Origin of the sequence: Streptomyces sp. enrichment culture (assembly GCF_964273255.1) — a bacterium.
Classification (GTDB): Bacteria; Actinomycetota; Actinomycetes; order Streptomycetales; family Streptomycetaceae; genus Streptomyces.
Genome location: NZ_OZ186835.1, coordinates 5021902 through 5048763, shown reverse-complemented (window position 1 = coordinate 5048763; position 26862 = coordinate 5021902). Strand labels below are relative to the sequence as shown.

Here is a 26862-nt window from a genome sequence, read left to right as displayed (position 1 = left end):
GGGGGCGCACCCCCGCGACCAGGGGTGGCGCAGTCGGGAACGGGTCCCTGCCTCCCGGGTCACCGGCACTCGAACCACACCGTTTTGCCGTGACGGTCGGGCGGGACACTCACCCCCCATCGGTCCGTCACCGCGTCGACGATCACCATCCCCCGCCCACCCTCACCAAGCCCGTCCCCGGCGCCCCTCACCGGCAGCTCCGGACAGCCGTCGGCGACCTCCACCCGCACCCCACCGGGCAACAGCAGAAAGCAGATCCGGCAGTGCCGGCCGGGCACATGCCGTACGACGTTGGCGACCAGTTCGGTGAGCGCCAGCTCGGCGGCGTCGGCCACCTCGGCCAGCCCCGAGCCGACGAGATACAGCCGCAGGATGCGGCGCAGATGCCGTGCCGAGTGCTTTCCCACGGCGAACTCGGCACGGTACTCGCTGGGGACGCCCGCCGCCTGCGGACCAGTTGTCTGATTCACACCACGATGCTGCAACTCAACGCATACGCTCGACTACGGAACGAAACGAACGCCGCGAGGCGTTGAACCGAGGTGCCGCCGTGGTCAACATCCAGTCGCTCGACCCCACTGCCTCCCCGCTGGACTACTACGGCTGGGAGTTGCGCCGCCAGCGCGAGGCACACGGCCTCAAACAAGGCCAGCTCGGCGAGATCATCTTCTGCACGGGGTCACTGATCGGCCAGATCGAGACCACCAAGAAGGTCCCCACCCGCGACTTCTCCGAACGCGTGGACGCGGCACTCGGCACGGACGGCCTCTTCTCCCGCCTGATCGGCCTGGTCCTGCGCAGCCAACTGCCCACGTGGTTCCAGCCGTACGCGGAGATGGAGGCGAAGGCGGCGTACATCTCCACCTACCAGGCGCAGTTGGTCTACGGGCTGCTGCAGACGGAGGAGTACGCGCGGGCTGTGCTGACCGCCGGCAAGAACGAGCAGCTGGACAGGCTGCTCGCCGCCCGGATCGAACGGCAACGCATTCTGGACTGGGAGCGTCCGCCCCTGACACTGGTGATCCTGGACGAGGCAGTACTCCACCGGCCGATCGGCGGGCGTGATGTGATGCGAGGCCAACTGGAACATCTGGTGGAGTTGAGCACGCACCGGTGGATTCGCATCCAGGTGCTCCCCCTGACAGCCGGCGAACACCCCGGCCTCGCCGGGGCCTTCAACATCCTGCGCTTCGAGGACCACCCGGACGTCTTCTACACCGAAGACATGATGGCCGGCCACATGACGGCAAACCCGGACACCATCAAGGAAGCCAGTCTCCATTACGCTCACTTGCAGGCAGCCGCCCTCTCCGTACGGGACTCGGCGGCGCTGATCGCCCGCGTAGTGGAGGAACGCTATGAAGACCGAACAGAGCGTGACCCTGTGGCGTAAGTCCAGCTACAGCGGACCGAACGGCGGTGACTGCGTGGAGTGCACCGTCACCGGCGGCGCGGCCTGGCGCACCTCCTCGTACAGCGGGTCGAACGGCGGCGACTGCGTCGAGGCAGCCCCCGCCTGCCCCACCGGCACCGTCCCCGTCCGGGACAGCAAGAACCCGGCCGGGCCGGTCGTCACCGTCGGGGCCGGTGCCTGGCAGGCGTTCGTCGACGGGCTGCGCTGAGCGGACGGGCGCCGCCCGTTCCGGGCCTCAGGCTCCCCGCATCTCCCACAGCAGCAGTTCCGCCGGCGCGTCACCCGCGACCGCCGCGACCCCCTCGGTACCGGTGAGGCGCGCAGAGTCGCCCGGGCCCAGGCTGTCGGCGTCCAGAGTCACCTCACCCCGCACCACGTGCACGTAGACGTACGCCGCGTCCGGTACCGCCGTCCGCTCCCCCGCCGCCAGGCGGCGGACGTGGAGCATGGCGCCGGCCTCGGGGAGGGCGTAGGGGGTGGAATCGGCTATGCCGCGGACGACCTCGTAGGAGGGCTCGCCGCCCGGTTCCAGCGGAGCCAGCCACATCTGCAGGAAGACCAGCGGTTCCGGGCCGGCGTTGCGTTCGACGTGGCGGACGCCGGACGCGGCACTCAGGCGTTGGACGTCGCCGGGGCGGATGACCGTCTCCTCGCCCGTGGAGTCGCGGTGGGTCAGCTCGCCCTCGACCACCCAGGTGACGATCTCGGTGTGGCTGTGCGGGTGCTCGTCGAAGCCGGCGCCGGGGGCGAGGTGCTCCTCGTTGCAGGCGATCACCGCGCCGAAGCGGAGGTTGTCCGGGTCGTAGTGGGGGCCGAAGGAGAAGGCGTGCCGGGTGGTGATCCCGGCCGCCGGGTCGCCGCCCCGGTAGCGCTCGTCGGCGCGCCGTACGTGCATCACGCCGTCCACCGTAGCCCCGGGCCCGCGGGGGCCGTCGCGGACCCGGCGGGCCACCCGGTTGCCCGGATGAGGCAGTCTTGTCCCCGTGCCCGAACCCGAAACCAGTAAGCCCGACGCCGCAGTGCGCCCCGCCCACCCGCATGCCGCGACGCTGAAGCGGCTGGAGCAGTCCTCCGGCAGTCTCGCCGCGCAGGCCATCGCGCGCATGGACGAGACCCTGCCCTGGTACCGGGCGATGCCACCGGAGAACCGCTCCTGGATCGGGCTGGTCGCGCAGGCGGGTATCGCCGCGTTCACCGAGTGGTTCCGGCGGCCGGACGCCCCGCAGGCCATCTCCACCGACGTCTTCGGCACGGCGCCGCGCGAGCTGACCCGGGCGATCACGCTGCGGCAGACCGTGGAGATGGTGCGCACGACGATCGAGGTCATGGAGTCGGCCATCGACGAGGTGGCCGCCCCGGGCGACGAGTCGATCCTCCGTGAGGCGCTCCTCGTCTACGCGCGGGAGATCGCCTTCGCGACCGCCCAGGTGTACGCGCAGGCCGCGGAGGCACGGGGTGCCTGGGACGCGCGCCTGGAGTCGCTGGTGGTGAACGCCGTGCTCAGCGGGGAGGCCGACGAGGGCGCGGTGTCGCGGGCGGCCGCCCTGGGGTGGAACTCGCCGGAGCACGTGTGCGTCGTGCTGGGGACCGCGCCGGACGGCGACTCGGAGCTGACGGTGGAGGCGATCCGGCGGGCCGCCCGGCACGCCAAGCTGCAGGTGCTGACCGGGGTGCTCGGCCACCGGCTGGTGGTGATCGCGGGCGGCAGCGACAACCCGCTCGCCGTGGCGAAGTCGCTGATCGGCCCGTACGCGGCCGGGCCGGTGGTGGCGGGCCCGGTGGTGCCGGACCTGCTGGCGGCGACCCGCTCCGCGCAGGCCGCGGCGGCCGGTCTGAAGGCGTGCACCGCCTGGCAGGACGCGCCGCGCCCGGTCCTCGCCGACGACCTGCTGCCGGAACGCGCCATGGCCGGAGACCCTTCCGCGCGCGAGCAGTTGGTGGAGGAGATCTACAGACCGCTGGAGGAGGCCGGGGCCGCTCTGCTGGAGACGCTGAGCGTCTATCTGGAGCAGGCGAGCAGTCTGGAGGGCGCCGCGCGGATGCTGTTCGTTCACCCCAACACCGTGCGGTACCGGCTCCGACGTGTGACGGACGTCACCGGTTGGTCACCCTCCGATGTACGCTCTGCGTTCACACTGCGGATCGCCCTGATCCTGGGGCGTCTGGCTGATGGCGATCTTCAGTCATAGTCTTTTGTCGGGGCTCCACAAAAGCCCCTCGTGTTCTTCGTCCTTGTCCTCACGGGCGGCCCCGGCCGTCCCCAAGAGAGAGTGTGAGAGTGCTCGTACTCGTCGCTCCCGGCCAGGGCGCTCAGACGCCCGGCTTCCTGACTGAATGGCTCGACCTGCCCGGTGCCGCGGACCGCGTCGCCGCCTGGTCCGACGCCATCGGACTCGACCTCGCCCACTACGGCACGAAGGCCGACGCCGACGCGATCCGCGACACGGCCGTCGCGCAGCCGCTGCTGGTGGCGGCCGGGCTGCTGTCCGCGTCGGCGCTCGGCGAGCTGTCGGACGTCGCCCCCGGGGCGGTCGCCGGTCACAGCGTCGGTGAGATCACCGCCGCCGCCTTCGCAGGCGTGCTGGACGACACCGCGGCGCTGTCCCTGGTCCGCAAGCGGGGCCTGGCCATGGCGGACGCGGCCGCGATCACCGAGACCGGCATGGCGGCGCTGCTCGGCGGCGACGCCGACGCCACCGTGGCGCACCTGGAGAAGCTGGGGCTGACCCCGGCGAACATCAACGGCGCCGGCCAGATCGTGGCGGCCGGCACCAAGGAGCAGCTGGCCGCGCTGGAGGCGGACAAGCCCGAGGGCGTCCGCCGGGTCGTGATGCTCCAGGTCGCCGGCGCGTTCCACACCCACCACATGGGTCCGGCCGTCGACACGCTGGCGAAGGCCGCCGAGGCCCTCACGCCGGGCGACCCGAAGGTCACCTACGTCTCGAACAAGGACGGCCGTGCGGTCGCGACCGGCGACGAGGTGCTCCAGCGCCTGGTCGGCCAGGTGGCGAACCCGGTCCGCTGGGACCTGTGCATGGAGACCTTCAAGGAGCTCGGGGTCACCGCGCTGCTGGAGGTCTGCCCCGGCGGCACCCTGACCGGACTGGCCAAGCGCGCCCTGCCGGGTGTGAAGACGCTGGCCCTGAAGACCCCCGCCGACCTCGACGCGGCCCGCGAGCTCATCGCCGAGCACGCCGCCTGATCGCCCTAAGGAGCCCCGCATGGCGAAGATCAAGCCCGGCAAGGGCGCCCCGTACGCGCGCATCCTCGGCGTGGGCGGCTACCGGCCCACGCGTGTGGTGCCCAACGAGGTGATCCTGGAGACGATCGACTCCTCCGACGAGTGGATCCGTTCGCGCTCCGGCATCGAGACCCGGCACTGGGCGTCGCCGGAGGAGACCGTCGCAGCGATGTCGGTCGAGGCGTCCGGCAAGGCCATCGCCGACGCCGGGATCAGCGCCGGCCAGATCGGCGCCGTCGTCGTCTCCACCGTGTCCCACTTCGCCCAGACCCCGGCGATCGCCACCGAGATCGCGGACAAGCTGGGCACGGACAAGGCCGCCGCCTTCGACATCTCGGCGGGCTGCGCGGGCTTCGGCTACGGACTCACCCTCGCCAAGGGCATGGTCGTCGAGGGATCGGCGGAGTACGTGCTGGTGATCGGCGTGGAGCGGCTCAGCGACCTGACCGACCTGGAGGACCGGGCCACGGCCTTCCTGTTCGGTGACGGCGCGGGCGCCGTCGTCGTCGGCCCCTCGCAGGAGCCGGCGATCGGCCCGACGGTGTGGGGCTCGGAGGGCGACAAGTCCGAGACCATCAAGCAGACCGTCCCATGGGACCGGTACAGGGTCGGCGACGTCTCCGAACTGCCCCTGGACAGCGAGGGGAACATCAAGTTCCCGGCGATCACCCAGGAGGGCCAGGCGGTGTTCCGCTGGGCCGTGTTCGAGATGGCGAAGGTCGCCCAGCAGGCGCTGGACGCGGCCGGCGTCAGCCCGGACGAACTGGACGTCTTCATCCCGCACCAGGCCAACGTGCGGATCATCGACTCGATGGTGAAGACCCTGAAGCTGCCGGAGCACGTCACGGTCGCCCGTGACATCCGCACCACCGGCAACACCTCGGCCGCCTCGATCCCGCTCGCGATGGAGCGGCTCCTGGCGACCGGCGAGGCGAAGAGCGGCGACACCGCGCTCGTCATCGGCTTCGGGGCGGGTCTCGTGTACGCCGCTACGGTCGTTACCCTCCCCTAGGCACTCCGTGCCGGATCACCCGGTCCGGTACGGGAACCGCAACACCTGCCGCTGACGCGGCGGGCGCCACACCCTCTGGAATCACTGCGAAGGAGCGCCATCATGGCCGCCACTCAGGAAGAGATCGTCGCCGGTCTCGCGGAGATCGTGAACGAGATCGCCGGCATCCCGGTTGAGGACGTCCAGCTGGACAAGTCCTTCACCGACGACCTGGACGTCGACTCGCTGTCCATGGTCGAGGTCGTCGTCGCCGCCGAAGAGCGTTTCGACGTCAAGATCCCCGACGACGACGTCAAGAACCTCAAGACGGTCGGCGACGCGACCGAGTACATCCTCAAGCACCAGGCCTGAGCCCTGCTTGGGCCGGGAGCCCCCGGCCCCGCCACCCGGCGGTGGCGCCGTACGAATCCTCGTAGATCCGTTGGAGAAAGAATTCCGATGAGCCCGACCAATCGCACCGTGGTCGTCACCGGTATCGGCGCAACCACACCGCTGGGTGGCGACGCAGCCTCGACCTGGGAGGGCCTGGTCGCCGGACGATCCGGCGTCAAGCCCCTGGAGCAGGAGTGGGCCGCCGAGCAGGCGGTCCGTATCGCGGCCCCGGTGGCCGTGGAGCCCACCGAGGTCATCCCCCGGCCGCAGGCCCGCCGCCTGGACCGCTCGGCGCAGTTCGCGCTGGTCGCGGCCAAGGAGGCGTGGGCCGACGCCGGTTACGAAGGTCCGGCCGGTGAGGACCCCAAGGTCGACCCGGACCGGCTGGGCGCGGTCATCGCCTCCGGCATCGGCGGCGTGACGACCCTGCTGGACCAGTACGACGTGCTGAAGGAGAAGGGCGTCCGCCGCGTCTCCCCGCACACCGTCCCCATGCTGATGCCGAACGGCCCCTCGGCGAACGTGGGCCTGGCCGTGGGCGCCCGCGCGGGCGTGCACACGCCGGTCTCGGCGTGCGCGTCGGGTGCGGAGGCCATCGGCTACGCCATCGAGATGATCCGCACCGGCCGTGCCGACGTCGTCGTCGCGGGCGGCACGGAGGCGGCGATCCACCCGCTGCCCATCGCCGCGTTCGGCAACATGATGGCGATGTCCAAGAACAACGACGACCCCGAGGGCGCCTCGCGCCCCTACGACGTCGCCCGGGACGGCTTCGTGCTCGGTGAGGGCGCGGGCGTCATCGTCCTGGAGTCGGCCGAGCACGCCGCCGCGCGCGGCGCCCGCGTCTACGCGGAGGCCGTCGGCCAGGGCATCTCCGCCGACTCGCACGACATCGTGCAGCCCGAGCCGGAGGGGCGCGGCATCTCGCACGCCCTGCAGAGCCTGCTGGACCGCACCGACCTGGACCCGGCGGAGATCGTGCACGTCAACGCGCACGCGACGTCGACGCCGGCCGGGGACATCGCCGAGCTCAAGGCGCTGCGGAAGGTGTTCGGCGACGACACCGACCACATGGCGGTGTCCGCGACGAAGTCGATGACCGGGCACCTGCTGGGTGGTGCGGGCGGTGTGGAGTCGGTGGCGACGGTGCTCGCGCTGTACCACCGGGTGGCTCCGCCGACGATCAACGTGGAGAACCTGGACCCCGAGGCGGCCGCGAACGCGGACGTCGTGCGGGGGGAGGCGCGGAAGCTGCCGGTGGACGGGCGGATCGCTGCGCTGAACGACTCGTTCGGGTTCGGGGGGCACAACGTGGTGTTGGCGTTCCGCACGGTGTGACTGCCGTCGGCTTGACGGGGTGGGGGGTTTCGCCTGTGGGCGGGGCCCCCCTTTCCGTTGGGATGTGTTCTGTGCGCGGTGCCTGGCGGCCCTGGGGTGGTGACCCGGGGGTCGACTGTGAACCGGGGGTTCGGGTCTCGTGCGCGGTTCCCCGCGCCCCTGGGGACGTGGCCCGGGGGTCGCTTGTGCACGGGGGTGCGGTGCTGTGCGCGGTTCCCCGCGCCCCTGGGGGCGTGACCCGGGGGGTCAGACGACCTGGTGGAGCCAGCGGACGGGGGCGCCTTCGCCTGCGTAGCGGAAGGGTTCGAGTTCGTCGTCCCAGGGCTTGCCGAGGAGCTTGGCGATCTCGGACTCGAGGTCGGTCTCGCCGGTCGTGGAGCGCAGGAGGGCGGCGCGCAGGCGGTCCTCGGGGATGAGGATGTCGCCGTGGATGCCGGTGACCGCGTGGAAGATGCCCAGGTCGGGGGTGCAGCTGTAGCGCTCGCCCTCGGCGTTGGGGCTGGGCTCGGCGGTGACCTCGAAGCGGAGCATCTGCCAGCCGCGCAGGGCGGAGGCGAGCTTGGAGGCGGTGGCGGCCTGGCCCTGCCAGGAGAACTCCGAGCGCCAGGTGCCGGGGGCGGCCGGCTGGCGGATCCAGTCGAGGCTGACGCGCGTGCCGAGCACACCGGCGACGGCCCACTCGACGTGCGGGCACAGCGCGCGCGGAGCGGAGTGCACGTACAGAACTCCACGTGTCGTCACCGGAACCTCCGGACTGGGCGGGACATCTCGTAGGCGGGCGGAACAGCCGCGACCGGGCCGGTCACGTTGATGGCGAGGCTACCGTGCGTCGGCGCAAGGAGTGTGACGTACCGTCGGTCCGGGAGCCGGGAAACATCCGCCATTCACCCGGCAGGACGCGTGCCCGGGCGGGTGGCGTTGCCTCCGCGCGGCGGGAACCCTCGGTCTTTGCCGGGAGTTGGGGACGATGACGGGAGCGGCGGTCCGCGGCGCGGCGGGCCCGCGGCGGTGACACGACCGGATCAGGGCGACACGCGGGGAGGCGGCGGTATGGAGCAGGACAGGCGGCGGCACGGCGGCCGCGCGCGGGCCGTCCTGGCCGTGGTGGCCGCCGCCGTGCTGGGCGTGGCGGGGTGCGACGCGGTGGGCGGTGGTGATCCGGCGCCGTCCGGCTCGGGAGCGCGGCAGGGGCGCCCGTCGCCGAGCCCCACGCCGTCGTGGGACACCGGCCCGGCGTCGGTGGCCGCCGTCGGCGACTCGATCACCACCGGGTTCGACGCGTGCGGGGTGCTGTCGGACTGCCCCGAGGTGTCGTGGGCGACGGGCACCGGCGAGCAGGTGGACAGTCTCGCCGTCCGGCTGCTGGGCCGGGCCGGGGCCGCCGAGCGGAGCTGGAACCACGCGGTGAGCGGCGCGCGGATGGCGGACCTGCCCCGGCAGATGGACCGGGCGGTGCGGCGCCGTCCGGAGCTGGTGACGGTGATGATCGGGGCGAACGACGCCTGCCGGCCCACCCCGTCGGCCATGACGCCGGTCGAGGAGTTCCGCGCCAACTTCGAGGACGCCCTGCGGCGGCTGCGCACGGCCCTGCCGAAGACGCAGGTGTACGTGGCGAGCGTGCCGGACCTGAAGCGGCTGTGGTCGCAGGGGCGCACCAGCCCGATGGCCAAGCAGGTGTGGAAGCTGGGCATCTGCCCGTCGATGCTGGCCGACCCGGACGCGGTGGACGCTGCGGCGGTCCAGCGCCGGGAGACGGTGCGGCAGCGGGTGGAGGACTACAACCGGGTGCTGGCGGAGGTGTGCGCCGAAGACCGCCGGTGCCGTCACGACGGCGGCGCGGTGCACGCGTTCCGGTTCGGCACGCGGCAGTTGAGCCGCTGGGACTATTTCCACCCCAGCGTCGACGGGCAGGCCAGGCTCGCGGAGATCGCCCACCGCGCGGTCACGGCCGAGGGGCCCGTGACCTAATGTTCCGCACATGAACGAACTCTTCGGCACACTTCCCGACGGCACGCCGGTGCACCGCTGGACCCTGGAGCGGGCCGGGGTCCGCGTCCGGGTGCTGTCCCACGGCGGCATCGTGCAGGACATCGAGATACCGGACCGCACGGGCCGGAGCGGGAGCGTGGTGCTGGGGTTCCCCGGCCCCGAGGGCTATCTGGAGCACCGGGGGCTGTTCCTGGGGGCCGTGATCGGGCGGTACGCCAACCGGATCGGCGGCGCCCGGTTCCGGCTGGACGGGCAGGAGCACGTGCTCACCCCCAACGAGGGGGCGCACTCCCTGCACGGCGGCGAGGGCGGCTTCGACCGGCGGACCTGGGAGGTGACGCCGGACGGCGGGCACCGGCTGCGGCTCACCCGGGTCAGCCCGGACGGCGAGGAGGGCTTCCCGGGCCGCCTTCAGGTGGCGGTGACGTACGCGCTGGACGAGCGGGGTGCGCTGAGCATCGGCTACGAGGCGGTGACGGACGCGCCGACGGTGGTCAACCTGACCAGCCACACGTACTGGAACCTGGCCGGCTCGGGCGGCGCCGGCGGGCACGAACTGCGGCTCGCCGCCTCCCGCTACACCCCCGTCGACGCCGGTCTCATCCCGACCGGGGAGCTGCGGGACGTCGGCGGCACGCCCTTCGACTTCCGCCGGGCGCGGCCGACGGGCTACGGGTACGACCACAACTTCGTCCTCGACAAGGGCGTGACGTCCGCGCCGGAGGAGGCCGCCGAGCTGTTCGACCCGGCGTCGGGGCGCGTGCTGACGGTGTCGACCACCGAGCCGGGGATGCAGGTGTACACGGCGGACCATCTGAGCCCGCCCTTCGCGCCCGGGGAGGGCATCGCGCTGGAGACGCAGCACTTCCCCGACTCCCCGAACCGGCCGGACTTCCCGAGCACGGTGCTGCGGCCGGGCGAGGAGTACCGCTCGGAGACGGTGTACGCGTTCTCCGTGCGCTGACGGCCGCCGGGGGGGCACGGATGAGCCCCGGCCCGGGGTCAGGGTCCCGGACCGGGGCTGCTCATATGGCTACCACCCGGATCAGACGCTAATCCTCCAGGTGACCCCCGGTTACCCGATCCGTGCTCCCGGCCGGGATCCCGTACGAACCCTTCACAAACGAACCGTTTCCCGCCGCCCGGGGACCGTCGGGATCCGGCCGCGCGCCGCCCGGGCGCATGGCGCCGTCCCCGCCCGTCACGCGATACTGCGCGCCACCGGCAGTCACGTACGTACCCCACGACGACGGAAAGGCCCCGACCCCCGTGAGTCTGCTCCCCGTGCGCACCGGTGTGCTCGGGCTGGCGCTGCTGACCGCTGCCGCCACGCCCGCCCTCGCCGCCCCCGTCTCCCCCACCCCCGTCCCCGCTCCCGTCCCCGCTCCCGCTGCCCGGGCCGCCGTCGGGAGCGGTGTCCTGCCCCCCACCGTCGAGGAACAGCGCCTGGAACGGGCGGCGCCCCGGGAGATCCTGCGCCGCTCCGGCTTCGACGACGTGGCCCCGGACTTCGCGCGGACCCTGGCACGGTCCCGTTCCTATCCGCAGGCCCGCGCGGCGGTCCTGCGGGAGGGGAGCGCGTTGTGGCGGCGCGCGGTGGACCGGGTGCAGGGCCGCGGCCCGGCGGGCGGCGACCTGAGCCGGGACGACGACCGGCCGCTGTACTGGGCGCGGCTGGGGATGACCCGGGAACTGCGCACCTGGCGGCCGCGGTTCGTCCTCGGCGCGGAGGAACGGGCCCGGCTGCTGGGGGCGCTGGAGCGGTCCTCGCGCGGGCAGGACGCGATCAGCTTCCCGCGCGGCAAGGGCCTCAAGCGCGTGCTGGTCACCGGATTCGACCCGTTCACCCTGGACCGGGACACCCGGATCTCCAACCCCTCCGGTGCGGCGGCGCTCGCCCTGGACGGCACGGTGATCGACACGGCGGCCGGTCCGGCGCGGATCGAGACGGCCGTGTTCCCGGTGCGCTGGGCGGACTTCGGCGACGGCACCGTGGAGCGGACGCTGCGGCCCCACCTGCCGCGGACCGACCTGTTCGCCACGGTCAGCCAGGGCCGGGCGGGCCGCTTCGACCTGGAGCGCACCAACGGGGCCTGGCGGGGCGGCTTCCCGGACAACGACGACGTCGGGCGCACGGAGACGGTCCCCGTGAGCGACCCGGCCTCCCAGCCCCAGTGGACGACGACGACCCTGCCCTACGCGGAGGTGGTGGCCGCGGACACCGGGCGCTTCCCGGTGTACGACAACACGAGCGTGACCGAGATACCGGCCGGCGGGACGCGGCCCGTGGTGCGGCCGGACGGGCCGACGCCCGGGTCGACGGCGCGGGCCGGGGGCGGCGGCGACTACCTGTCGAACGAGATCGCCTACCGGGCGACCCTGCTGCGGGACCGTCTCGGGCTGCACGGCACCCTGCCCGGCGGGCATGTCCACACCCCGGTGCTGCAGTTCGGGGCGGACAACGCCGATCCGGCGACGGGGACGGTCACGGACCAGGAGTTCGTGCGGAACCGGCGGGACATCGTGGCGCAGGTGCGGTCGGTCGTGGCCGTGGCGGTGGGCGCGGCGGAGCGCCCGCGGGGCGCCGGGGCCTCGGGGGGCTGAGAACGCGGACCGCCCGCCGGGGGTCCCGGCGGGCGGTGGCGGTGGCGGTGTCCGGGACTGCGGGACGGCCCGCCCGGAGAGCGGAGCAGGTCAGGGCGTGACGCCGTTGCCGGGGCCGGCGGCCGGCTCGCGGCGGGCGGCGCCCTCCTCGTCGGTCTCCTCGCCGCTGAGTTCGCGGGCCATGAGGGTGGCGCCGGCGACCGCGCCCGGCATCAGGAACACCGCCACGAACGGCACCAGGAAGGCCAGCCCGAGAGGCGTGCCGAAGCCCCACACGAGGCTCTTGCGGGAGCGCAGGAGGGCGAGCCGGGCCCGGAGATCCACCCCGCGCCGCTGCAGCGCGACCGCGGTGAGCTCCTCGGTCAGGAAGAACCCGGTGACGAAGAAGCCGATCACCGGGACGACGGTCTGCCCGGCGAACGGGATGAGCCCGAGCGCGAACAGCAGGACCGCCCACACCAGGGCCCGCACGATGATCCGCAGGCTGTCGCGGGCGGAGATCCACAGCTCCCGCATCAGCGGCAGGTCCGACTCGGGGGCGGTGCCGTCGGGCGACACGTCGCGGTCCACCTTCTCGGACAGGCTCTCGTAGAAGGGCTGCCCGACGAGCAGCGTCATCGCGGTGAAGGTGAGGACGGACAGCAGCAGGCCGAGGGCGAACAGCACCGCGGTGAGGAAGCCGCGGAACAGGCCCTGCCAGGGACTCGACCAGTCGTCGGCGAACGGTGTCGCCCAGGCCACGGCGTCCGGTCCCCACAGGGCGAGGGCGACGAGGGCCGCCGCGTAGAGCACCAGGGTGATGAGCCCCGGCACCAGCCCGAAACCGTACTGCTTCCCGTGCCGGGCCACCCAACGCTGGCCTCTCAGCAGATATCCGAAACCCACCCCGAGATCACGCATGGGGGAACTGTATCCGGCCCGCCGGCCCGGCCGCGGTCCGCCGTTGAGTCGAACGGGCCCGCCCCGCCGTACCGCTTCCCGGGAGAGCTTTTCGGCGGCCGTTCTGTTGAGGAGGGCGCATGACCCAGGAGATCCATGGCACCGTGGCCGACGGCTTCGAGGCGGTCCGGGAGGAGTTCGCGGCGGTGACGGCCGGGGAACGGCCGGACCACGAGAGTCAGGTGTGCGTCCACGTGCACGGCCGCAGGGTCGTCGACCTGTGGACCGGGGGCATCGGCCCGGACACCCTCTACGGGGTCCACGAGGCCACCCAGGGCGCCACGTTCCTGGTGGTGGCGGTCCTCGTGCAGGACGGCACCCTGGAGCTGGACCGCAAGGTCACCTACTACTGGCCGGAGTTCGCCGCCGAGGGCAAGGGCGGGCTGACGCTGCGGGACCTGGTCACCCACCGCGCGGGCGTGGTCGGCGCGGACGGCGGCTTCACCCTCCAGGAACTGGCCGACGACCGGGCGCTGGCCGAACGGCTCGCGGACCAGCGGCCGTTCTGGCGGGCCGGCACGCTGTGCGGCTCCCATCCGCTGGTCATCGGCGCGCTCGTCGGCGAGGTGGTCCGCCGCGCCACCGGGCACCGGCTCCAGGAGGTGTACGAGGAACGGATCCGGGCTCCGTACGCGCTGGACTTCCACCTGGGGCTGCCGGCGTCCCAGGAGCCCCGGTTCCGCTCCGTGCAGCCGCTGGTGCCCACGCCCGCCCAGCAGGTGCGGCTGGACGCACTGCCCACCGGCCCGCACACCCTGCGGGCGATCGCCCTCAACCACGGTGCCACCGGCCCCGCCGGACCGGCCGGACCGGCCGGACCGGTCCTGCTGCCCAACGAGCGGCTGATCCGCGCCGCCGGTCAGGCGTCGGTGGGCGGGGTGGCCTCGGCGCGCGGGCTGGCCGGGCTGTACGCGGCGGCGATCAGCGGGGCGGAGGAGCACGAGCCGCTGCTGAAGCCGGACACGGTCGCGGAGACCGGTCAGCTGCACGCCTGCGGCCGGGACCCGGTGACCGGCGACCACACGGCGTTCGGGCTGGGGTTCCGGGCCGTCGCGGACGTCTGGTACCGCTTCCTCGGCGCGGGCGCCTTCGGGCAGGCCGGGGACGCGGGCTCCCTGGCGTTCGCTGATCCGCGCAGCGGTCTGGCCTACGGCTTCACCCGGCGCCGCTGCGCCTTCCCGGGCGGGCCGGCGCCGGAGAACGAGCGGCTGGTCCAGGCCGCGCACCGGGCGGCCCTGGCGGGGTGAACAGGCCGGGGACCGCACCCCGGGATCCGGGGTGCGGCCCTCGTCGTGACCGGGCGGGCGGCGCCGTCAGAGCTTGACGATCATCTTCCCGGTGTTGTCGCCGCGCAGGACGCCGAGGAACGCCTCCAGGGTGTTCCCGATGCCCTCGACGACGGTCTCCCGGTACTTCAGCTCGCCCGAGCGGACCCAGCGGCCGACCTCCTCCACGAACTGCGGCTGCAGGTCGTAGTGGTCGCCGACCAGGAAGCCCTCGATGCGGCCGCGGGTCTGGATGAGCCGGGCGAGGTTGCGGGGGCCGGGGGCGGGCTCGGTGTTGTTGTAGACGGAGATCGCCCCGCAGACGGCGATCCGGCCGTCCCGGTTGAGGGAGCCGATGGCCGCCTCCAGGTGGTCGCCGCCGACGTTGTCGAAGTAGACGTCGACGCCGTCCGGGGCGGCCTTGCGGAGCTGGTCGCTGACCTTGCCGTTCTTGTAGTTGAAGGCGGCGTCGAAGCCGTACTCCTTCACGAGGAGTTCGACCTTCTCGTCGGAGCCGGCGGAGCCGATGACCCGCGAGGCGCCCTTGAGCTTGGCGATCTGCCCGACCTGGCTGCCGACGGCGCCCGCAGCACCGGACACGAAGACGGAGTCGCCCTCCTTGAAGGCGGCGGTGCGCAACAGTCCCGCGTACGCGGTGAGCCCGGTCATGCCGAGCACGCCCAGGTAGGCGGACAGGGGCGCCGCCTCCGGGTCGACGCGGACGGCGTTCTTCGCCTCCACGACGGCGTACTCGCGCCAGCCGTAGAAGTGCAGCACATGGTCGCCGACGGCCACGCCCTCGGCGTTGGAGGCGACGACCTCACCGACGGCGCCGCCCTGCATGGCCTTGCCCAGCTCGTAGGGGGCGACGTAGGACTTGGCGGCGCTCATCCGGCCGCGCATGTACGGGTCGACCGAGAGGTACAGGTTGCGCACCAGCACCTCGCCCTCGCCGGGCGCGGGGACCGCGTCCTCGACCAGCTCGAAGTCCGTGGGCTCGGGCCAGCCGACGGGACGGCTGAGCAGGTGCCATGCGCGGCCGGTGGCGGGGGGCGTGGGGGCGTCGGACATGCGGGCACCTCTCCTGGGAACTCTCGGAATACTTCACTACCTGAAACAACCATGCGCGTGAATATTTCAGGATGTCAAGCAAGTGGGTACCCTGGACGGCATGTCCGTACCGCGCAGCCCCCGCCCCGACGCCCTGACCCTGGAGGTCGTCGAGCTGATCGGCGCGGTCGTGGCGCGGTACCACGAGGAGTACGAGTCGGCCGCCGCCGAGCACGCGCTGACCGGCGCCCAGGCACGGCTGCTGAGCCTGCTGTCCCTGGAGCCGCTGCCGATGCGCAGGCTGGCGCAGCGGCTGAAGTGCGAGCCGTCGAACGTCACCGGCATCGTGGACCGGCTCGAGTCACGGGGCCTGGTGGAGCGCCGCCCGGACCCGGGCGACCGCCGCGTGAAGCTGGCGGCGGCGACGGCCGAGGGACGGCGGGTGGCCGCCGGGCTCCAGGAGTCCCTGCGGTTCGCCCGGGAGCCTCTGGCAGGCCTGTCCGAGCAGGAACGCGTCGCCCTGCGCGACGCACTGCGGACGATGCTGCGGGACGGTTGACCAACACTCCCGAGCAATTCGACGAGCACGCGGAAAGGCCCGGATGCCCGACCTCATGGCGGGCGTCGAGCGGTGACTTCTGCGCTCAACGGTCAGAATCCCTCGACGGTCTGGCCGGACGTACGGCAATGGTCGAGACGTGCAAGAGCAATGCCGACGGTTGCGGACAGACCGGCCAACTCAAGGACGCCGGGTTCGTCACAGCGGCTTACGCGATGTCCAGCGGACAAAAGGCGGTTCGCCGACGCGGGAGTCCGGGCGCGTCAGGCCATGGCCATGTTGCATCACCGTGTTGATGGATCCGGTTCGGTGGCGCACCCCTGTGATCCATGAAACCAAGTCGCGTTGTTAGCCTGGCCGGTGCACGCCAATCAACTGAACGGGGGCGGATGTGGCGTACGGAGACGGTGGGGGCCCGGGGCGGCCGGTCGGTATGGAGCTGAACGGGTATCCGGCCGATGCCGGGGGTTCGTCGGGCCCCGCGCGCGGTGGTTCGAAGGACCTGGCGTCCAGTCCCGCGCAGAAGAAGGCCGCCGCCAAGGCGATCCAGGACCACATCGAGCCCGACACCCGCAAGGCCGGTGACTGGGCGGACGAGGAGACCGGCGCCGCGGTCAAGGCGTTCGCCGCGAAGGACGGGCACGGGTGGGTCACCTCGACGGCGCTGAAGAAAGCGCACAAGACCTGGGGTGAGCAGGTGCAGAACCTGATGAACCGCCTGAGTTCCGAGAAGGAAGCTCTGCGGAGCACCGGCACCCTGTTTCAGAACACCGACTTCGGCATCGGGCAGGGCATCCGCAAGTCGTCCAGCCTGGACGGCTACTGAGCCGTCCGCCGCGCCTTCAGCCAGTCACACCGACGCTGCACCACGGGGAATTCATGCCGACGTACCACGAAATCATGACGACCGATCTGGCCACCCTCACCACGGCGGCCAAGAGCTGGGACGACATGGCCAAGGAATTCGGCAAACAGGAGAAGGCCTACAAACGGGACGTGCACGGCGTCTCCCTGGGCCCGGGCTGGCAGGGACTGGCCGCGAACGCCGCCAACCGCCGCTTCGACACCACCCTCAACGAGTACAGGAACGCCCAGACCGAGGCGAAAGCCATCGCCTCCCTTCTGCGTGACGCGCACACCCAGTTCACCGACCTGCGCGGCAAACTCAGAACCGCCCGTCAGGAAGCCATCGACGCCGGCATGAAAGTGTCCGACCAGGGCCACGTCTCCTTCGACACCCAACGGCTCAGCGAAGGCGCCCGCACCGCCTACCACCACGATCCCGACTACCAGGAAGACGTCCGCGAGAGCGTCCGCTCCTGGCAGGACCGCATAGACCAGCTCGTCAAGGACACCACCGACGCCGACAAGGGCGTCGAGATCGCCTTCAAGGCCGTCGTCGTCGACACCGACCTCCAGGACGGCACGTTCAACGGCTTCAACGGCCAGGCCAAGAGCGACATCGAGCAGTACGAGGCCGAGAACGCCGAGGACATCGCCACCAGGCTCGCGAGCGGTGGAAAGGTCTCGGCGGCCGAACTCGCCGAACTCGACCGCGCGTTCCGCGACAATTCCGACAACAAGGCATTCAGCCAAACCTTCCTCAACGGTCTCGGAACCGACGGCACCATCAAGCTCACGAACCGGCTCAGCGACTTGGCCTACTTTGACGCCAAGGACGACAAAAGGGTTCACCTGGCGCTGCAGAAGGGCCTCGCGGAAACCCTTGCGTCCGCCACCCGGGTCCCTGCTTTTGGACTTGACGGAAAACCACTTCCTCCCGGTTCGAAGAGCGAGCAGCTCAGGATTGGGACGAAGGAGTACGCCGACGCCCACAAGAGCTGGAAGAAAACCGCCGACGCCGAATTTTACAATACGTGGCTTTCCTCGATGAAGGAAACCGGGACCAAGGAATATGAGCTCATGGCTCCCGATGTTCACCGAGTCCAGCCAGGAAGCGGCGAAGCGCTTGGGTATCAAAGCATCGTGACTCTGATGCAGCAGGGTGGCGATTACAGCGGCGCCTTCCTTCACGAACTGGCCGACGATATCCGCGCGGTGGAGGATCCGGCCCTTGGCGGCAACAAGGACGTCTGGGACCTGGACCACAAGTTTGATTCGGCAGCGCCGAACAAGACCGATGGCTGGTTCGCCAACGACCCGTTGGATGGCCTGCTCGGCGTCATGAGCAGGAACCCGGAGGCTGCAACAGCGTACTTCGACCCGGCTCATCAAGCCGGCAAGGACCGACTGCACTACCTTCAGGTCGACCGGGACTGGGAGCTCGTCAACGAATACCGGACGAGCATGAAGGACGGCGTTCCGGTATACCACCGCGACATTCAGGACGCCGACAGCCACAGGGGCTTCGGGGCAGCTCTGGAAGCTGCGGCGACTGGCGTCGCCCCCGGAAGCCACTCCGCCCCGGGAAGCCACTCGCAGCACTCCCTTGCGGAGACCCGAGTATTCGAAGAGATAGTGAAATCATACGGGGAAGCAGGAATCGAGAATCACGGGAGTGCCGTCCCGCCGAACATGCGCAAGAACTTCGCCAATGCAGTCGCGTCCTACCCGAGCGACGTCTACGAAATCCTCGGTAAGAACGTCGACTTCTCCGATCCTGGATTCTCCACCGAACCTAACGGTCTCGACATCAAAGAAACATCTCTGACCAGATTCCTCCGCGAGGTGTCCGAAGATGGTGGCGCCTATCGAACCGTTCATGATTCACAGGTTTCGTTCGCTGCCACGGAAATAGGTGGAATCACCAAGGAAGATCTACTCTCCCGACCGGGTGAGCATCAGCCTGACAAGGCGAACGGAGTGGCGCAGGAGGCTGGTTACGTCATCGGATCTCTTGATCAGATCCGAGCAGACGTCCTGGTCGATCACAGAGACAGTGAGATCGGCGACAACAACTGGAAAAAGGTTTACAAGTATCACATCTACGGCGCCCCGGTAACCGGCCTTCCCGTCATAGGCGACAGCCTTCAGCGGCTCATCGACATTGGGACAGGGAAAGAAGCCGAAGCCCTCAATAATGCAATATCAAATCGAACCAGAGAAGAGCTCATCAGTCACTACGAAGAGAACGGGTACCCTCGCATCCTAAAAATGATCCATGAGCACGCCAAAGACATAGGCTTCTCCGTAGACCAAATCAGGGAGACGGGCGGGAGAATTTCAGAGGTGACCTCTACGGCTAGAGGATCGTATTACGACGGCCTTGGCGGATCCAAGGCAGCCACGGGGGAGCAGGGCTGATGCCTGAAGCGGTGGAGGAGAGACGGAAGATGTATCGCTCACCCTTGGCGATCACGGCAACGGTCATCGCTGCCCTGATCGTGGGCGGCAGCATTTTCATCTTGTCGGATGATGATGCCTCGGATCCTGGCGAGGAGCTCTGCTGGAGTCTCGTTTCGTCGGAGTCGAGTGAGGATTCGGGACCGCTCACCAAGTGTGGTGAAGCGTTGGAGTCTGCCATGACAGGGCGTCCTGCAGGAGAAGATGCTCCCCGGACGACTGATCGGCACTCCGTGGAAGAGGTCAGGATGACAGAGCGCGTGATCAGCGCTTACACGGAGTCCGAGACGACTGTCGTGCCGGAGGCCATTCGAAAGAATCTCGGGAACGCACTCTCCCACTACTCTTCCGACGTATCGGATATTCTCCAAGTCGATGTCGATTACTCAGACGAAGATTTTCCCACCGAGCCGAACAATCTGAGCGTATCGGTTGCTGATCTGAGCGACTTCATTTTCAAGCTGGGTGCGGATTCCGACGTCTTCGACGTCGTCTATGAATCACAGTTCAACATTATTTCTCGGCAAATCGACACGCTCACGCGCAGGGACTTTACCGCCACTCCCTCAGGGGCAACAGACAGACCTCTCGGGCTGATGCGGCAATTCGGGCGGGCCACCGGCATACTCCACAGGATCGCCGAGAAGGAATCCTTCACCGATACCGAGAAGTACGGGTTCCCTCGACTGCGGAACGCCTTGGACGAGCGGATCGAGAAGGTGGGGGTGAGCAGGAAGCACTGGCGCGTTCAGAATCTCTACCGTGCGGCTGAGGAATCGTTCCTTGATTGGTCGTGAAGCTCCGCCCCCCAACGCGGGGTCTCGAGGCCGATCGATCCGCGGATCTCGGCCATTGCGCGAAGGCGGGGAAAGACGCCGCTCCACGTGCCGGGATCGCGGACACACACCTCAGCGCCGCTCAGCAAGCCGCTCACCCCGTCGAAGGCCGGGCGTAGGGGCGATCGGAGATTCGGGAAGGCTGCTGACGATCCGGCACGACCGAACCCCTACAGGGAAGACAGCGTGAAGCAGGCAAGGATTTCGGGTCCCAGAGCGGCCATGGCCGCTCTGTGCGTCAGTGGCCTCCTGGCAGGGCTGGGTTCGTGGCTGTACCTCGATTCCCGTGAGGAACCGGACCTGTGCCGACAACTGCTGCAACACGAGCGCATGTCCACGGCTCTTGGGGCAGGGCACCAGCCCGACCTGAGGTGCGGCGACCTCGGCCGCGCCATCGAGCACGCGACAACCGGGTCACGGCATGAACAGCGATCACTGCCCCAGGCCCAGGCGATGAAGGACGTACTGGTGGCCGTGGGCGACGTCATCGAGGACGAGCCCGCGACCCTGGACCGGCCATTGGCCGACTCCGTCGCGAAGGCGCTGGCCGGTCACGCCCGGGACATGTACGCGATCCTGGTGCCCGGCGACACGGAGTACGTCCGCCGCGCCCTTCCCTCTCAAGGGGCTTGGGAAGACTCCGAGGGTGCGCACATGTCGGTCTCGCACGATGCGCTGATCCGCGTCATGGTGTCCCTTTCCGTGAGCCCCGAGGCCTACGCGACCCTGCGCGAGGCGGTGACCCACGAGGTGGCGCAGGAATTCGCCGCCGCACCCCGCACCACATCCGAGAAGAAGTTGTCGCCCTATCCGCCGATCACCGCGTGGGCGCTCGGCAGCATGGACGCGGTGGCACATGCGGCGCGGGACGGCATGGGCGAGGACGAGCGGGCCTCGTGGGAGGCGAAGGTCCGGACCCGTCTGTCATCGAGGGCGCCGGCAACGGCTGTACCTTCCTTCGGGAAAGACCCTGTCGACCATCTGGTCGCCTCCTGGAAGAGGGCGCTTCCCCCGGACTCGTCCGACGATCTCCTCAAGGTCCTTGAAACGCAGAGCCCCGAGATGGTCCGGACATGGACCGCCTCCCTGGGAACGAACAGCACAGTTCAGGCTTCTCTCGCTGACGATGCCGCCGACAGGGCATGGTCCGCACAGCGTTCCACGCTGCGGGACCTGCGCGGCGGCTGACGGTTCGGGCAAGACGGAGTCACCGGCACCTTCGTGACCGGCCCGTACGGCCCGCCCTACGTGCACCACCACAGGAAGCGGTCGCAGGTCTTCGTCGGCTCGGGTTCCGGTTCCGGTTCGGGGTCCGGTTTCCCGGTCGTCGGCTTCGGGTCGTCCGGGGTGCCGGGGCCGGCGGGGGGTGTGCGGGTGGGCTCCCGGGTGGGGCGGGGCGCGGAGGTCTGCTGGGCGGGCGGTCCGCTCTGCCCGGCCGTCTCCGCCGCCTCCTCCGGCTCCGCCTCCTCGGACTGAGACGCGGATGCCGAGGGCGAGGACGACGTGGACGGCTCCGCCGACGGTGACGCCTGCGATGCACTGGGAGCGGGACCGCTGTCCGTCGTCCCGCCCGGCGGCAGTTCGGCCGCTCCGCCGTCCGGTGTCTCGTCCGTCGCCGTCGAGGGCGGCGGGCCCGGTTCTTGGGCGCCCGACCCCAGCGCGGCCAGGCCGAGCGCGCCCGCCGCGAGGACGAGGCCGGCCGTGGTGAACAGCACGCGCCGCCGCCGGCGGCGGTGCGCGGCGGCCTTGCGGTCCCGGCGGCTGCCCTCCGCCGCCCTCCCGCGCGGGCCCCGGGCGGCATCCGCCTCCGGTTCCGCTTCCACCTCCGCCTGTGACGGCGGTTGCGCTTCCGGTTCCGTCTGGGGCTCGGTCTGCGGCCCGGCCTGCGGTCCCGTATCCGCCTCCGGGGCGGGATGCAGTCCGGGCCCGGACTGCGGAGCCGGCTGCTGCCCGGCGGCGTATCCGGCGGCGGGACCGGCGGGTCCTGCGAACCCGGCGGGCCCCTCCGCGGCGGCGCGGAACGTCTCGGCGGGAGTGCCGCACCCGGGGCACGCGAGCGCGCCGTTGAGGTGCCGTCGGCAGGGGTGGCAGTAGTCCATGACGCGGGAAGGTTAAGTTCCGTTCGGGTCGGGATCCCAGGGCTCTGGGTGAAGGTTCGGTGAGGACCGTTGCCCAATGGTTTGGAATCCCCCGAAACCGCTGCGCGCGCGACCCATTGACACCCCGCCACCCCCTCCTTATTGTCACGCCAGCATTTCGAACGCGTGACGAAATATCGAACAGCCGGGGCCGGGGCCGAGCCGACGGGGCCGGGCCGAGGACACGAGGGGCGACTGCCGTGCGCATCACCGGAATCAGCACCCATGTGGTCGGGACGCCGTGGCGCAACCTGACCTACGTGCGGGTGCACACCGACGAGGGCCTCACCGGGGTGGGTGAGACCCGGATGCTGGGTCACACCGACGCCCTGCTGGGCTACTTGAAGGAGGCCGAGGCCAACCACATCGCCGGATCGGACCCGTTCGCGGTCGAGGACCTCGTACGGCGCATGAAGTACGGGGACTTCGGGCGCGCGGGCGAGATCGTGATGTCCGGCATCGCGGTCGTGGAGATGGCGTGCTGGGACATCAAGGGCAAGGCCCTCGGCGTGCCGGTCTGGCAGTTGCTCGGCGGCAGCGTCACCGACCGGGTCAAGGCGTACGCCAACGGCTGGTACACCACCGAGCGCACCCCGGAGGCGTACCACAAGGCAGCCCGCGCGGTCGTGGAGCGCGGCTACCGGGCCCTGAAGATCGACCCGTTCGGCACCGGCCACTACGAACTCGACCACGCGCAGACCCGTTACGCCGTCTCCCTCATCGAGGCGGTGCGCGACGCCATCGGGCCCGAGACCGAGCTGATGCTGGAGATGCACGGGCGCTTCTCCCCCGCCACCGCGGTGCGTCTGGCGCGTGAGCTGGCGCCGTTCCACCCGGCCTGGCTGGAGGAGCCGGTGCCGCCGGAGAACCTCAAGGCGCTGCAGAAGGTGGCCGCGAAGGTCGACATGCCGGTGGCCACGGGCGAGCGCATCCACGACCGCATCGAGTTCCGCGAGCTGTTCGAGAGCCAGGCGGCCGACATCCTCCAGCCGGACGTCGGCCACATCGGCGGCATCTGGGAGACGCGCAAGCTGGCCGCGACCGCCGAGACCCACTACATGCTGGTCGCGCCGCACAACGTCGGCGGCCCGGTGCTGACCGCCGCGAGCCTCCAGGTCGGTTTCACCACACCCAACTTCAAGATCCTGGAGCACTTCAACGACTTCGCGGACGCGGAGATCAAGAAGGTCGTCAGGGGAGCCCCGCAGGTGGACCCGGAGACGGGCTGCTTCCACCTGTCCGACGCCCCCGGCCTCGGGGTCGAGCTGGACGTGGACGCGGCGGCCGAGTTCCCGCAGCAGCAGGCCCGGTTCGACCTGTGGGCCGAGGGCTGGGAGCAGCGCAGGCCGAAGGGCACGGCGTGAGCCCCGCGGCGGGCGCGGGCCCGGCCGGCGGCGCGGTGAGCGTCGTCGTCGAGGCGCCCGGCGAGCACCGTCTCGCCCCGCACGAGCCGCGCGAACCGGCTCCCGGCGAGGCCCTGGTCCGGGTCCACGCGACCGGCATCTGCGGCAGCGACCGCGAGCTGTACCAGGGCAACCGCCCCGAGGGCTACGTGCGGTACCCGCTGACGCCGGGGCACGAGTGGTCCGGGACGGTGGAGCGGGTGGGCGCCGGGGTGCCGACGGCCCTGCTCGGCCGCAAGGTGGTGGGCGAGGGGTTCCGCAACTGCCAGGTCTGCGATCGCTGCCACGCGGGCGAGACCACCCTGTGCACCGCCGGGTACGAGGAGACCGGCTTCACCGAGCCGGGTGCGATGGCGCCCACGCTCACCCTGCCCGCCCGGCTCCTGCACGTCCTGCCCGACGACGCCGACCTCACGGCCGCCGCGCTCCTGGAGCCCGCCGCGTGCGTGGCCGCCGCCGCGCTCAAGGCCCGCGCGGTGCCCGGCGAGCGGGTCGCGGTGGTCGGCACCGGCACGCTCGGCATGTTCGCCGTGCAGTTCCTGCGCGCCGTCTCCCCGGCCGGGCTGCTGGTCGTCGGCACCCGGCGGCACCGCGAGGACCTGGCGCGACGGTTCGGGGCGACGGACTTCCGCACCCGGGACCAGGACCTCCCCGACGACGTCGACGTGGTGATCGAGACCGCGGGGTCCGCCGACGCCGCGCGCACCTCGGCGGCCCTGCTGCGGCGGGGCGGGCGGCTGGTGCTCACCGGCATCCCGGCGCCGGGCGCGGCCGGTCTGGACCCGACGGACCTGGTGGTCCGGCAGCTGGAGGTGCACACCGTCTTCGGGGCGCCGCCCGCCGCGTGGGCGCACACCGTGCGGGTGTTCGCCGCCGGGCTGCTCGATCCGCTGCCGCTGGTCACCCACCGGCTTCCGCTCACCGCGTTCACCCGCGCCCTGGAGCTGGTGGGCGCGGGCGATCCCGGGGTGGGCAAGGTGCTGCTCCTCCCGGAGGAACCCCCGGAGGAACCCCACTGACGGTGCGCCGGTGCGGGGGCGGCTGACGGTTCCCGCGCCGGCGCACGATCCGGCGGCCCCGGCCCGCACCCCGAGCCGCGAACACCGTCCGAGATACCGAACGGCAAACCGAACACAAAAGGACACCCCGTGACCGACGCTGTGACCGTTGCTTCCGCCCGGACGGCCCGCAGGCCCGGTGAGCAGGCACTCACCGCGCTGGGGCTGGGCGCGCCCGCCCCGGACCCGGCCGACGCCTCGCCGCACACCTTCCCCGGCGGCGGCCGCTGGCGCACCGAGATCCCGTCCTGCGAGGGGCCCGAGGCGCTGGCTGTGGTACTGAAGGAGGCGTCGCGGCTGGACGTGCCGGTGCACCGGATCAGCCAGGGCAGCGGCGTGTGGATGCTGACCGACGCCGAGATCACCGAGATGGTCGAGGCCACCGCCGAACGGGACATCGAGCTCTGCCTGTTCACCGGCCCGCGCGGCACCTGGGACATCGGCGGCTCCACCCGCACCGACTCGCGTGGGGCGGGGCCGCGCGCCCGGGGCCACGACGCGGTCGCGGGCTGCGTGGAGGACGCCCTGCGGGCCACGGAGCTGGGGGTGCGCTGCCTGCTCGTCGCCGACGAGGGGGTGCTGTGGACGCTGCACCGCGCCCGGACCGCCGGCCTGCTGCCCGCCGACACCACGCTGAAGCTCTCCGCGCTCGTGGGACCGGTCAACCCGGCGTCGTACGCGGTGTACGAACGGCTCGGCGCCGACTCGATCAACGTGCCGAGCGACCTGACGCTGCGTCATGTCACCGAGATCCGACGGGTTTCGGCCACCCCGATGGACCTGTACGTCGAGGCCCCCGACGACCTCGGCGGCTACGTCCGGATGTACGAGATCGCCGAACTCATCCGGCGGGGCGCCCCGTTGTACCTGAAGTTCGGTCTGGCCAAGGCCCCCGGCATCTATCCGTACGGCCACCACCTGCGCGAGCTCACCCTGGCCACGGCCAAGGAGCGGGTGCGCCGGGGCCGGCTCGCCCTGGACCTGCTCGCCCGGCACGGCGCCGACGGGGACATGGCCCCGCTCGGCTCGCGCCTCCCGGGTGATCTGAGCCGATTCGACGCCGGGTCATAACGTTCTTGAAATCTGACTTCACAGAAGTAGACACAGTCGCGCACAATCCCACACAACCCTTCGTGGGCCCGTCCGGCACCCGTCTCCGCACCCCCCGCAGCACCTCCCGTCCGACCCGTCCCACACGTCAAGGATGATGATCATGCGTAACCGCAGAGCCGCACTCACCGCCCTGGCCGGTGCCGTCTCCCTCGCCCTCGCCCTGTCCGCCTGCGGCCAGAACAGCGAGGGCGGCAGCGAGGAGGACGCGAAGGGCTCCGAGGGGGCCGTCATCGGCGTCGCGATGCCGACCAAGTCCTCCGAGCGCTGGATCGCCGACGGCAACAACGTCGTCGAGAACCTGAAGTCCAAGGGCTACGAGACCAAGCTGGTCTACGGTGAGGACGACCCCGACCAGCAGGTCTCCCAGGTCGAGAACCTGATCACGCAGGGCGTGAAGGCCCTGATCATCGCGGCCATCGACAACAAGTCGATGAACAACGTCCTCCAGCAGGCGAAGGACGCCGACATCCCGGTCATCTCCTACGACCGCCTGATCCTCGGCACCGAGAACGTCGACTACTACGCCTCCTTCGACAACGAGAAGGTCGGCGAGCTGCAGGGCAGCTACATCGTCGAGAAGCTGGGCCTGAAGGACGGCAGTGAGAAGGGCCCCTTCAACATCGAGCTGTTCGCCGGCTCCAACGACGACAACAACACGCGCTACTTCTTCCAGGGCGCGATGAACGTCCTCAAGCCCTACATCGACAAGAAGCAGCTCGTCGTGCGCTCCGGCCAGACCGACCTCAACCAGGTCACCACCCTGCGCTGGGACGGCGGCACCGCGCAGAAGCGCATGGACGACATCCTCACCTCGTCGTACAAGACCGAGCGGGTGGACGCCGTGCTCTCCCCGTACGACGGCATCTCCATCGGCATCCTGTCCGCGCTGAAGTCCGACGACTACGGCTCCAAGGCCAAGCCGCTGCCGGTCGTCAGCGGCCAGGACGCCGAGGTCGCCTCGGTGAAATCGATCATCGCCGACGAGCAGTCGATGACCGTCTACAAGGACACCCGCGAACTCGCCAAGGTCGCCTCGAACATGGTCGACGCGCTGCTGAACGACAAGAAGCCCGAGGTCAACGACGAGAAGACCTACGACAACGGCGCGAAGGTCGTCCCGGCCTACCTGCTGGAGCCGGTCGCCGTGGACAAGTCGAACTACCAGAAGGTCGTCGTCGACTCCGGCTACATCAAGGAGAGCGACCTCACGTAACCGTCCCCCACGACC

At 70.7% G+C, this 26862-nt stretch carries 26 protein-coding genes; 20 read left to right on the top strand and 6 right to left on the bottom strand.

Going from position 1 to position 26862, the window contains the following annotated elements:
* Nucleotides 1–59: 59 nt before the first annotated feature.
* Entirely contained in the window at nucleotides 60–470 is a 411-nt protein-coding gene (locus ACSU53_RS21880; protein WP_437030201.1) for an ATP-binding protein, read from the bottom strand.
* Between the two features lie 80 nt (nucleotides 471–550).
* Between ACSU53_RS21880 and ACSU53_RS21875 the strand changes: the two genes are divergently transcribed.
* Nucleotides 551–1393 carry a helix-turn-helix domain-containing protein gene (locus ACSU53_RS21875; protein WP_437030199.1) on the top strand — a complete coding sequence of 281 codons (843 nt, stop codon included), beginning with the start codon at nucleotides 551–553 and terminating at the stop codon, nucleotides 1391–1393.
* The gene (locus ACSU53_RS21870) at nucleotides 1359–1622 is read left to right on the top strand and encodes a DUF397 domain-containing protein (RefSeq protein WP_437030197.1); all 264 of its coding nucleotides are present in this window, start codon (nucleotides 1359–1361) and stop codon (nucleotides 1620–1622) included. Before ACSU53_RS21875 ends, ACSU53_RS21870 begins: the two co-directional genes overlap by 35 nt.
* A gap of 27 nt (nucleotides 1623–1649) precedes the next feature.
* On the opposite strand, the gene ACSU53_RS21865 is transcribed toward ACSU53_RS21870, so the two are convergent.
* The gene (locus tag ACSU53_RS21865; protein WP_437033328.1) at nucleotides 1650–2309 is read right to left on the bottom strand and encodes a pirin family protein; all 660 of its coding nucleotides are present in this window, start codon (nucleotides 2307–2309) and stop codon (nucleotides 1650–1652) included.
* 88 nt (nucleotides 2310–2397) lie between these two features.
* Between ACSU53_RS21865 and fasR the strand changes: the two genes are divergently transcribed.
* The 5 genes from fasR (at nucleotide 2398) to ACSU53_RS21840 (ending at nucleotide 7377) form a co-directional block, all read left to right on the top strand.
* Nucleotides 2398–3603 carry a fatty acid biosynthesis transcriptional regulator FasR gene (gene fasR, locus ACSU53_RS21860; RefSeq protein ID WP_437030195.1) on the top strand — a complete coding sequence of 402 codons (1206 nt, stop codon included), beginning with the start codon at nucleotides 2398–2400 and terminating at the stop codon, nucleotides 3601–3603.
* Nucleotides 3604–3692: 89 nt separating this feature from the next.
* Nucleotides 3693–4616 (top strand): ACP S-malonyltransferase, encoded by a 924-nt coding sequence (locus tag ACSU53_RS21855; RefSeq protein WP_437030193.1) that lies wholly within the window; start codon nucleotides 3693–3695, stop codon nucleotides 4614–4616.
* A 19-nt stretch (nucleotides 4617–4635) separates the two neighbouring features.
* Nucleotides 4636–5667, top strand: coding sequence for a ketoacyl-ACP synthase III (locus ACSU53_RS21850; RefSeq protein ID WP_205076723.1), 1032 nt, complete (start codon nucleotides 4636–4638; stop codon nucleotides 5665–5667).
* A 102-nt stretch (nucleotides 5668–5769) separates the two neighbouring features.
* Nucleotides 5770–6018 carry an acyl carrier protein gene (locus tag ACSU53_RS21845; protein WP_004988657.1) on the top strand — a complete coding sequence of 83 codons (249 nt, stop codon included), beginning with the start codon at nucleotides 5770–5772 and terminating at the stop codon, nucleotides 6016–6018.
* 87 nt (nucleotides 6019–6105) lie between these two features.
* Nucleotides 6106–7377: a beta-ketoacyl-[acyl-carrier-protein] synthase family protein gene (locus ACSU53_RS21840; protein WP_437030192.1), complete on the top strand. Its 1272-nt coding sequence runs from the start codon at nucleotides 6106–6108 to the stop codon at nucleotides 7375–7377.
* A 246-nt stretch (nucleotides 7378–7623) separates the two neighbouring features.
* Here the strand turns inward: ACSU53_RS21840 and ACSU53_RS21835 are convergent, their stop codons facing one another.
* A complete protein-coding gene (locus ACSU53_RS21835) occupies nucleotides 7624–8118 on the bottom strand; it encodes a DUF3145 domain-containing protein (protein ID WP_437030190.1) in 495 nt (164 codons plus the stop codon).
* Between the two features lie 309 nt (nucleotides 8119–8427).
* Between ACSU53_RS21835 and ACSU53_RS21830 the strand changes: the two genes are divergently transcribed.
* The 3 genes from ACSU53_RS21830 to ACSU53_RS21820 all read left to right on the top strand — a co-directional run bounded on the left by ACSU53_RS21830 (nucleotide 8428) and on the right by ACSU53_RS21820 (nucleotide 11970).
* Complete coding sequence (locus ACSU53_RS21830) at nucleotides 8428–9345, top strand: SGNH/GDSL hydrolase family protein (RefSeq protein WP_437030188.1); 918 nt, start codon at nucleotides 8428–8430, stop codon at nucleotides 9343–9345.
* 10 nt (nucleotides 9346–9355) lie between these two features.
* Nucleotides 9356–10330: an aldose epimerase family protein gene (locus ACSU53_RS21825; RefSeq protein WP_437030186.1), complete on the top strand. Its 975-nt coding sequence runs from the start codon at nucleotides 9356–9358 to the stop codon at nucleotides 10328–10330.
* A 305-nt stretch (nucleotides 10331–10635) separates the two neighbouring features.
* A complete protein-coding gene (locus tag ACSU53_RS21820; protein WP_437030184.1) occupies nucleotides 10636–11970 on the top strand; it encodes a pyroglutamyl peptidase in 1335 nt (444 codons plus the stop codon).
* Nucleotides 11971–12060: 90 nt separating this feature from the next.
* Here ACSU53_RS21820 and ACSU53_RS21815 read toward each other — a convergent pair whose 3' ends face one another.
* The gene (locus ACSU53_RS21815) at nucleotides 12061–12870 is read right to left on the bottom strand and encodes an EI24 domain-containing protein (protein WP_437030182.1); all 810 of its coding nucleotides are present in this window, start codon (nucleotides 12868–12870) and stop codon (nucleotides 12061–12063) included.
* Between the two features lie 119 nt (nucleotides 12871–12989).
* Here ACSU53_RS21815 and ACSU53_RS21810 point away from each other — a divergent pair, with 119 nt between their 5' ends.
* Nucleotides 12990–14156, top strand: a complete 1167-nt coding sequence (locus ACSU53_RS21810) for a serine hydrolase domain-containing protein (protein WP_437030181.1) — start codon at nucleotides 12990–12992, stop codon at nucleotides 14154–14156.
* Between the two features lie 66 nt (nucleotides 14157–14222).
* Here the strand turns inward: ACSU53_RS21810 and ACSU53_RS21805 are convergent, their stop codons facing one another.
* Nucleotides 14223–15245, bottom strand: coding sequence for an NADP-dependent oxidoreductase (locus tag ACSU53_RS21805; RefSeq protein WP_437030179.1), 1023 nt, complete (start codon nucleotides 15243–15245; stop codon nucleotides 14223–14225).
* A gap of 100 nt (nucleotides 15246–15345) precedes the next feature.
* On the opposite strand from ACSU53_RS21805, the gene ACSU53_RS21800 reads away from it, so the two are divergent.
* From ACSU53_RS21800 to ACSU53_RS21780, 5 genes are all read left to right on the top strand, one after another.
* Entirely contained in the window at nucleotides 15346–15783 is a 438-nt protein-coding gene (locus ACSU53_RS21800; RefSeq protein ID WP_437030177.1) for a MarR family winged helix-turn-helix transcriptional regulator, read from the top strand.
* 433 nt (nucleotides 15784–16216) lie between these two features.
* A complete protein-coding gene (locus ACSU53_RS21795) occupies nucleotides 16217–16609 on the top strand; it encodes a hypothetical protein (RefSeq protein ID WP_437030175.1) in 393 nt (130 codons plus the stop codon).
* 74 nt (nucleotides 16610–16683) lie between these two features.
* Entirely contained in the window at nucleotides 16684–19047 is a 2364-nt protein-coding gene (locus ACSU53_RS21790; protein ID WP_437030173.1) for a DUF6571 family protein, read from the top strand.
* The gene (locus tag ACSU53_RS21785) at nucleotides 19047–19883 is read left to right on the top strand and encodes a hypothetical protein (RefSeq protein ID WP_437030171.1); all 837 of its coding nucleotides are present in this window, start codon (nucleotides 19047–19049) and stop codon (nucleotides 19881–19883) included. The genes ACSU53_RS21790 and ACSU53_RS21785 overlap by 1 nt, the downstream gene beginning before the upstream one ends.
* Before the next feature lie 225 nt (nucleotides 19884–20108).
* Complete coding sequence (locus tag ACSU53_RS21780; protein WP_437030169.1) at nucleotides 20109–21110, top strand: hypothetical protein; 1002 nt, start codon at nucleotides 20109–20111, stop codon at nucleotides 21108–21110.
* A 56-nt stretch (nucleotides 21111–21166) separates the two neighbouring features.
* Here ACSU53_RS21780 and ACSU53_RS21775 read toward each other — a convergent pair whose 3' ends face one another.
* Entirely contained in the window at nucleotides 21167–22021 is an 855-nt protein-coding gene (locus ACSU53_RS21775; protein WP_437030167.1) for an SCO2400 family protein, read from the bottom strand.
* Nucleotides 22022–22260: 239 nt separating this feature from the next.
* Between ACSU53_RS21775 and ACSU53_RS21770 the strand changes: the two genes are divergently transcribed.
* From ACSU53_RS21770 to chvE, 4 genes are all read left to right on the top strand, one after another.
* On the top strand, nucleotides 22261–23424 hold the full coding sequence (locus ACSU53_RS21770; protein ID WP_437030165.1) for a mandelate racemase/muconate lactonizing enzyme family protein: 1164 nt from the start codon (nucleotides 22261–22263) through the stop codon (nucleotides 23422–23424).
* Complete coding sequence (locus ACSU53_RS21765) at nucleotides 23421–24482, top strand: zinc-dependent alcohol dehydrogenase (protein WP_437030163.1); 1062 nt, start codon at nucleotides 23421–23423, stop codon at nucleotides 24480–24482. Before ACSU53_RS21770 ends, ACSU53_RS21765 begins: the two co-directional genes overlap by 4 nt.
* Before the next feature lie 141 nt (nucleotides 24483–24623).
* The gene (locus tag ACSU53_RS21760; protein WP_437033326.1) at nucleotides 24624–25592 is read left to right on the top strand and encodes a hypothetical protein; all 969 of its coding nucleotides are present in this window, start codon (nucleotides 24624–24626) and stop codon (nucleotides 25590–25592) included.
* 142 nt (nucleotides 25593–25734) lie between these two features.
* Nucleotides 25735–26847, top strand: a complete 1113-nt coding sequence (gene chvE, locus ACSU53_RS21755; protein WP_437030161.1) for a multiple monosaccharide ABC transporter substrate-binding protein — start codon at nucleotides 25735–25737, stop codon at nucleotides 26845–26847.
* Nucleotides 26848–26862 lie beyond the last annotated feature (15 nt).

Coding starts and splice junctions, on each gene's coding strand:
- ACSU53_RS21870 (WP_437030197.1), top strand. CDS start 1,359: ATGAAGACCGAACAGAGCGTGACCCTGTGGCGTAAGTCCAGCTACAGC.
- ACSU53_RS21865 (WP_437033328.1), bottom strand. CDS start 2,309: ATGCACGTACGGCGCGCCGACGAGCGCTACCGGGGCGGCGACCCGGCG.
- ACSU53_RS21850 (WP_205076723.1), top strand. CDS start 4,636: ATGGCGAAGATCAAGCCCGGCAAGGGCGCCCCGTACGCGCGCATCCTC.
- ACSU53_RS21845 (WP_004988657.1), top strand. CDS start 5,770: ATGGCCGCCACTCAGGAAGAGATCGTCGCCGGTCTCGCGGAGATCGTG.
- ACSU53_RS21840 (WP_437030192.1), top strand. CDS start 6,106: ATGAGCCCGACCAATCGCACCGTGGTCGTCACCGGTATCGGCGCAACC.
- ACSU53_RS21830 (WP_437030188.1), top strand. CDS start 8,428: ATGGAGCAGGACAGGCGGCGGCACGGCGGCCGCGCGCGGGCCGTCCTG.
- ACSU53_RS21825 (WP_437030186.1), top strand. CDS start 9,356: ATGAACGAACTCTTCGGCACACTTCCCGACGGCACGCCGGTGCACCGC.
- ACSU53_RS21815 (WP_437030182.1), bottom strand. CDS start 12,870: ATGCGTGATCTCGGGGTGGGTTTCGGATATCTGCTGAGAGGCCAGCGT.
- ACSU53_RS21810 (WP_437030181.1), top strand. CDS start 12,990: ATGACCCAGGAGATCCATGGCACCGTGGCCGACGGCTTCGAGGCGGTC.
- ACSU53_RS21805 (WP_437030179.1), bottom strand. CDS start 15,245: ATGTCCGACGCCCCCACGCCCCCCGCCACCGGCCGCGCATGGCACCTG.
- ACSU53_RS21800 (WP_437030177.1), top strand. CDS start 15,346: ATGTCCGTACCGCGCAGCCCCCGCCCCGACGCCCTGACCCTGGAGGTC.
- ACSU53_RS21795 (WP_437030175.1), top strand. CDS start 16,217: ATGGAGCTGAACGGGTATCCGGCCGATGCCGGGGGTTCGTCGGGCCCC.
- ACSU53_RS21790 (WP_437030173.1), top strand. CDS start 16,684: ATGACGACCGATCTGGCCACCCTCACCACGGCGGCCAAGAGCTGGGAC.
- ACSU53_RS21785 (WP_437030171.1), top strand. CDS start 19,047: ATGCCTGAAGCGGTGGAGGAGAGACGGAAGATGTATCGCTCACCCTTG.
- ACSU53_RS21775 (WP_437030167.1), bottom strand. CDS start 22,021: ATGGACTACTGCCACCCCTGCCGACGGCACCTCAACGGCGCGCTCGCG.
- chvE (WP_437030161.1), top strand. CDS start 25,735: ATGCGTAACCGCAGAGCCGCACTCACCGCCCTGGCCGGTGCCGTCTCC.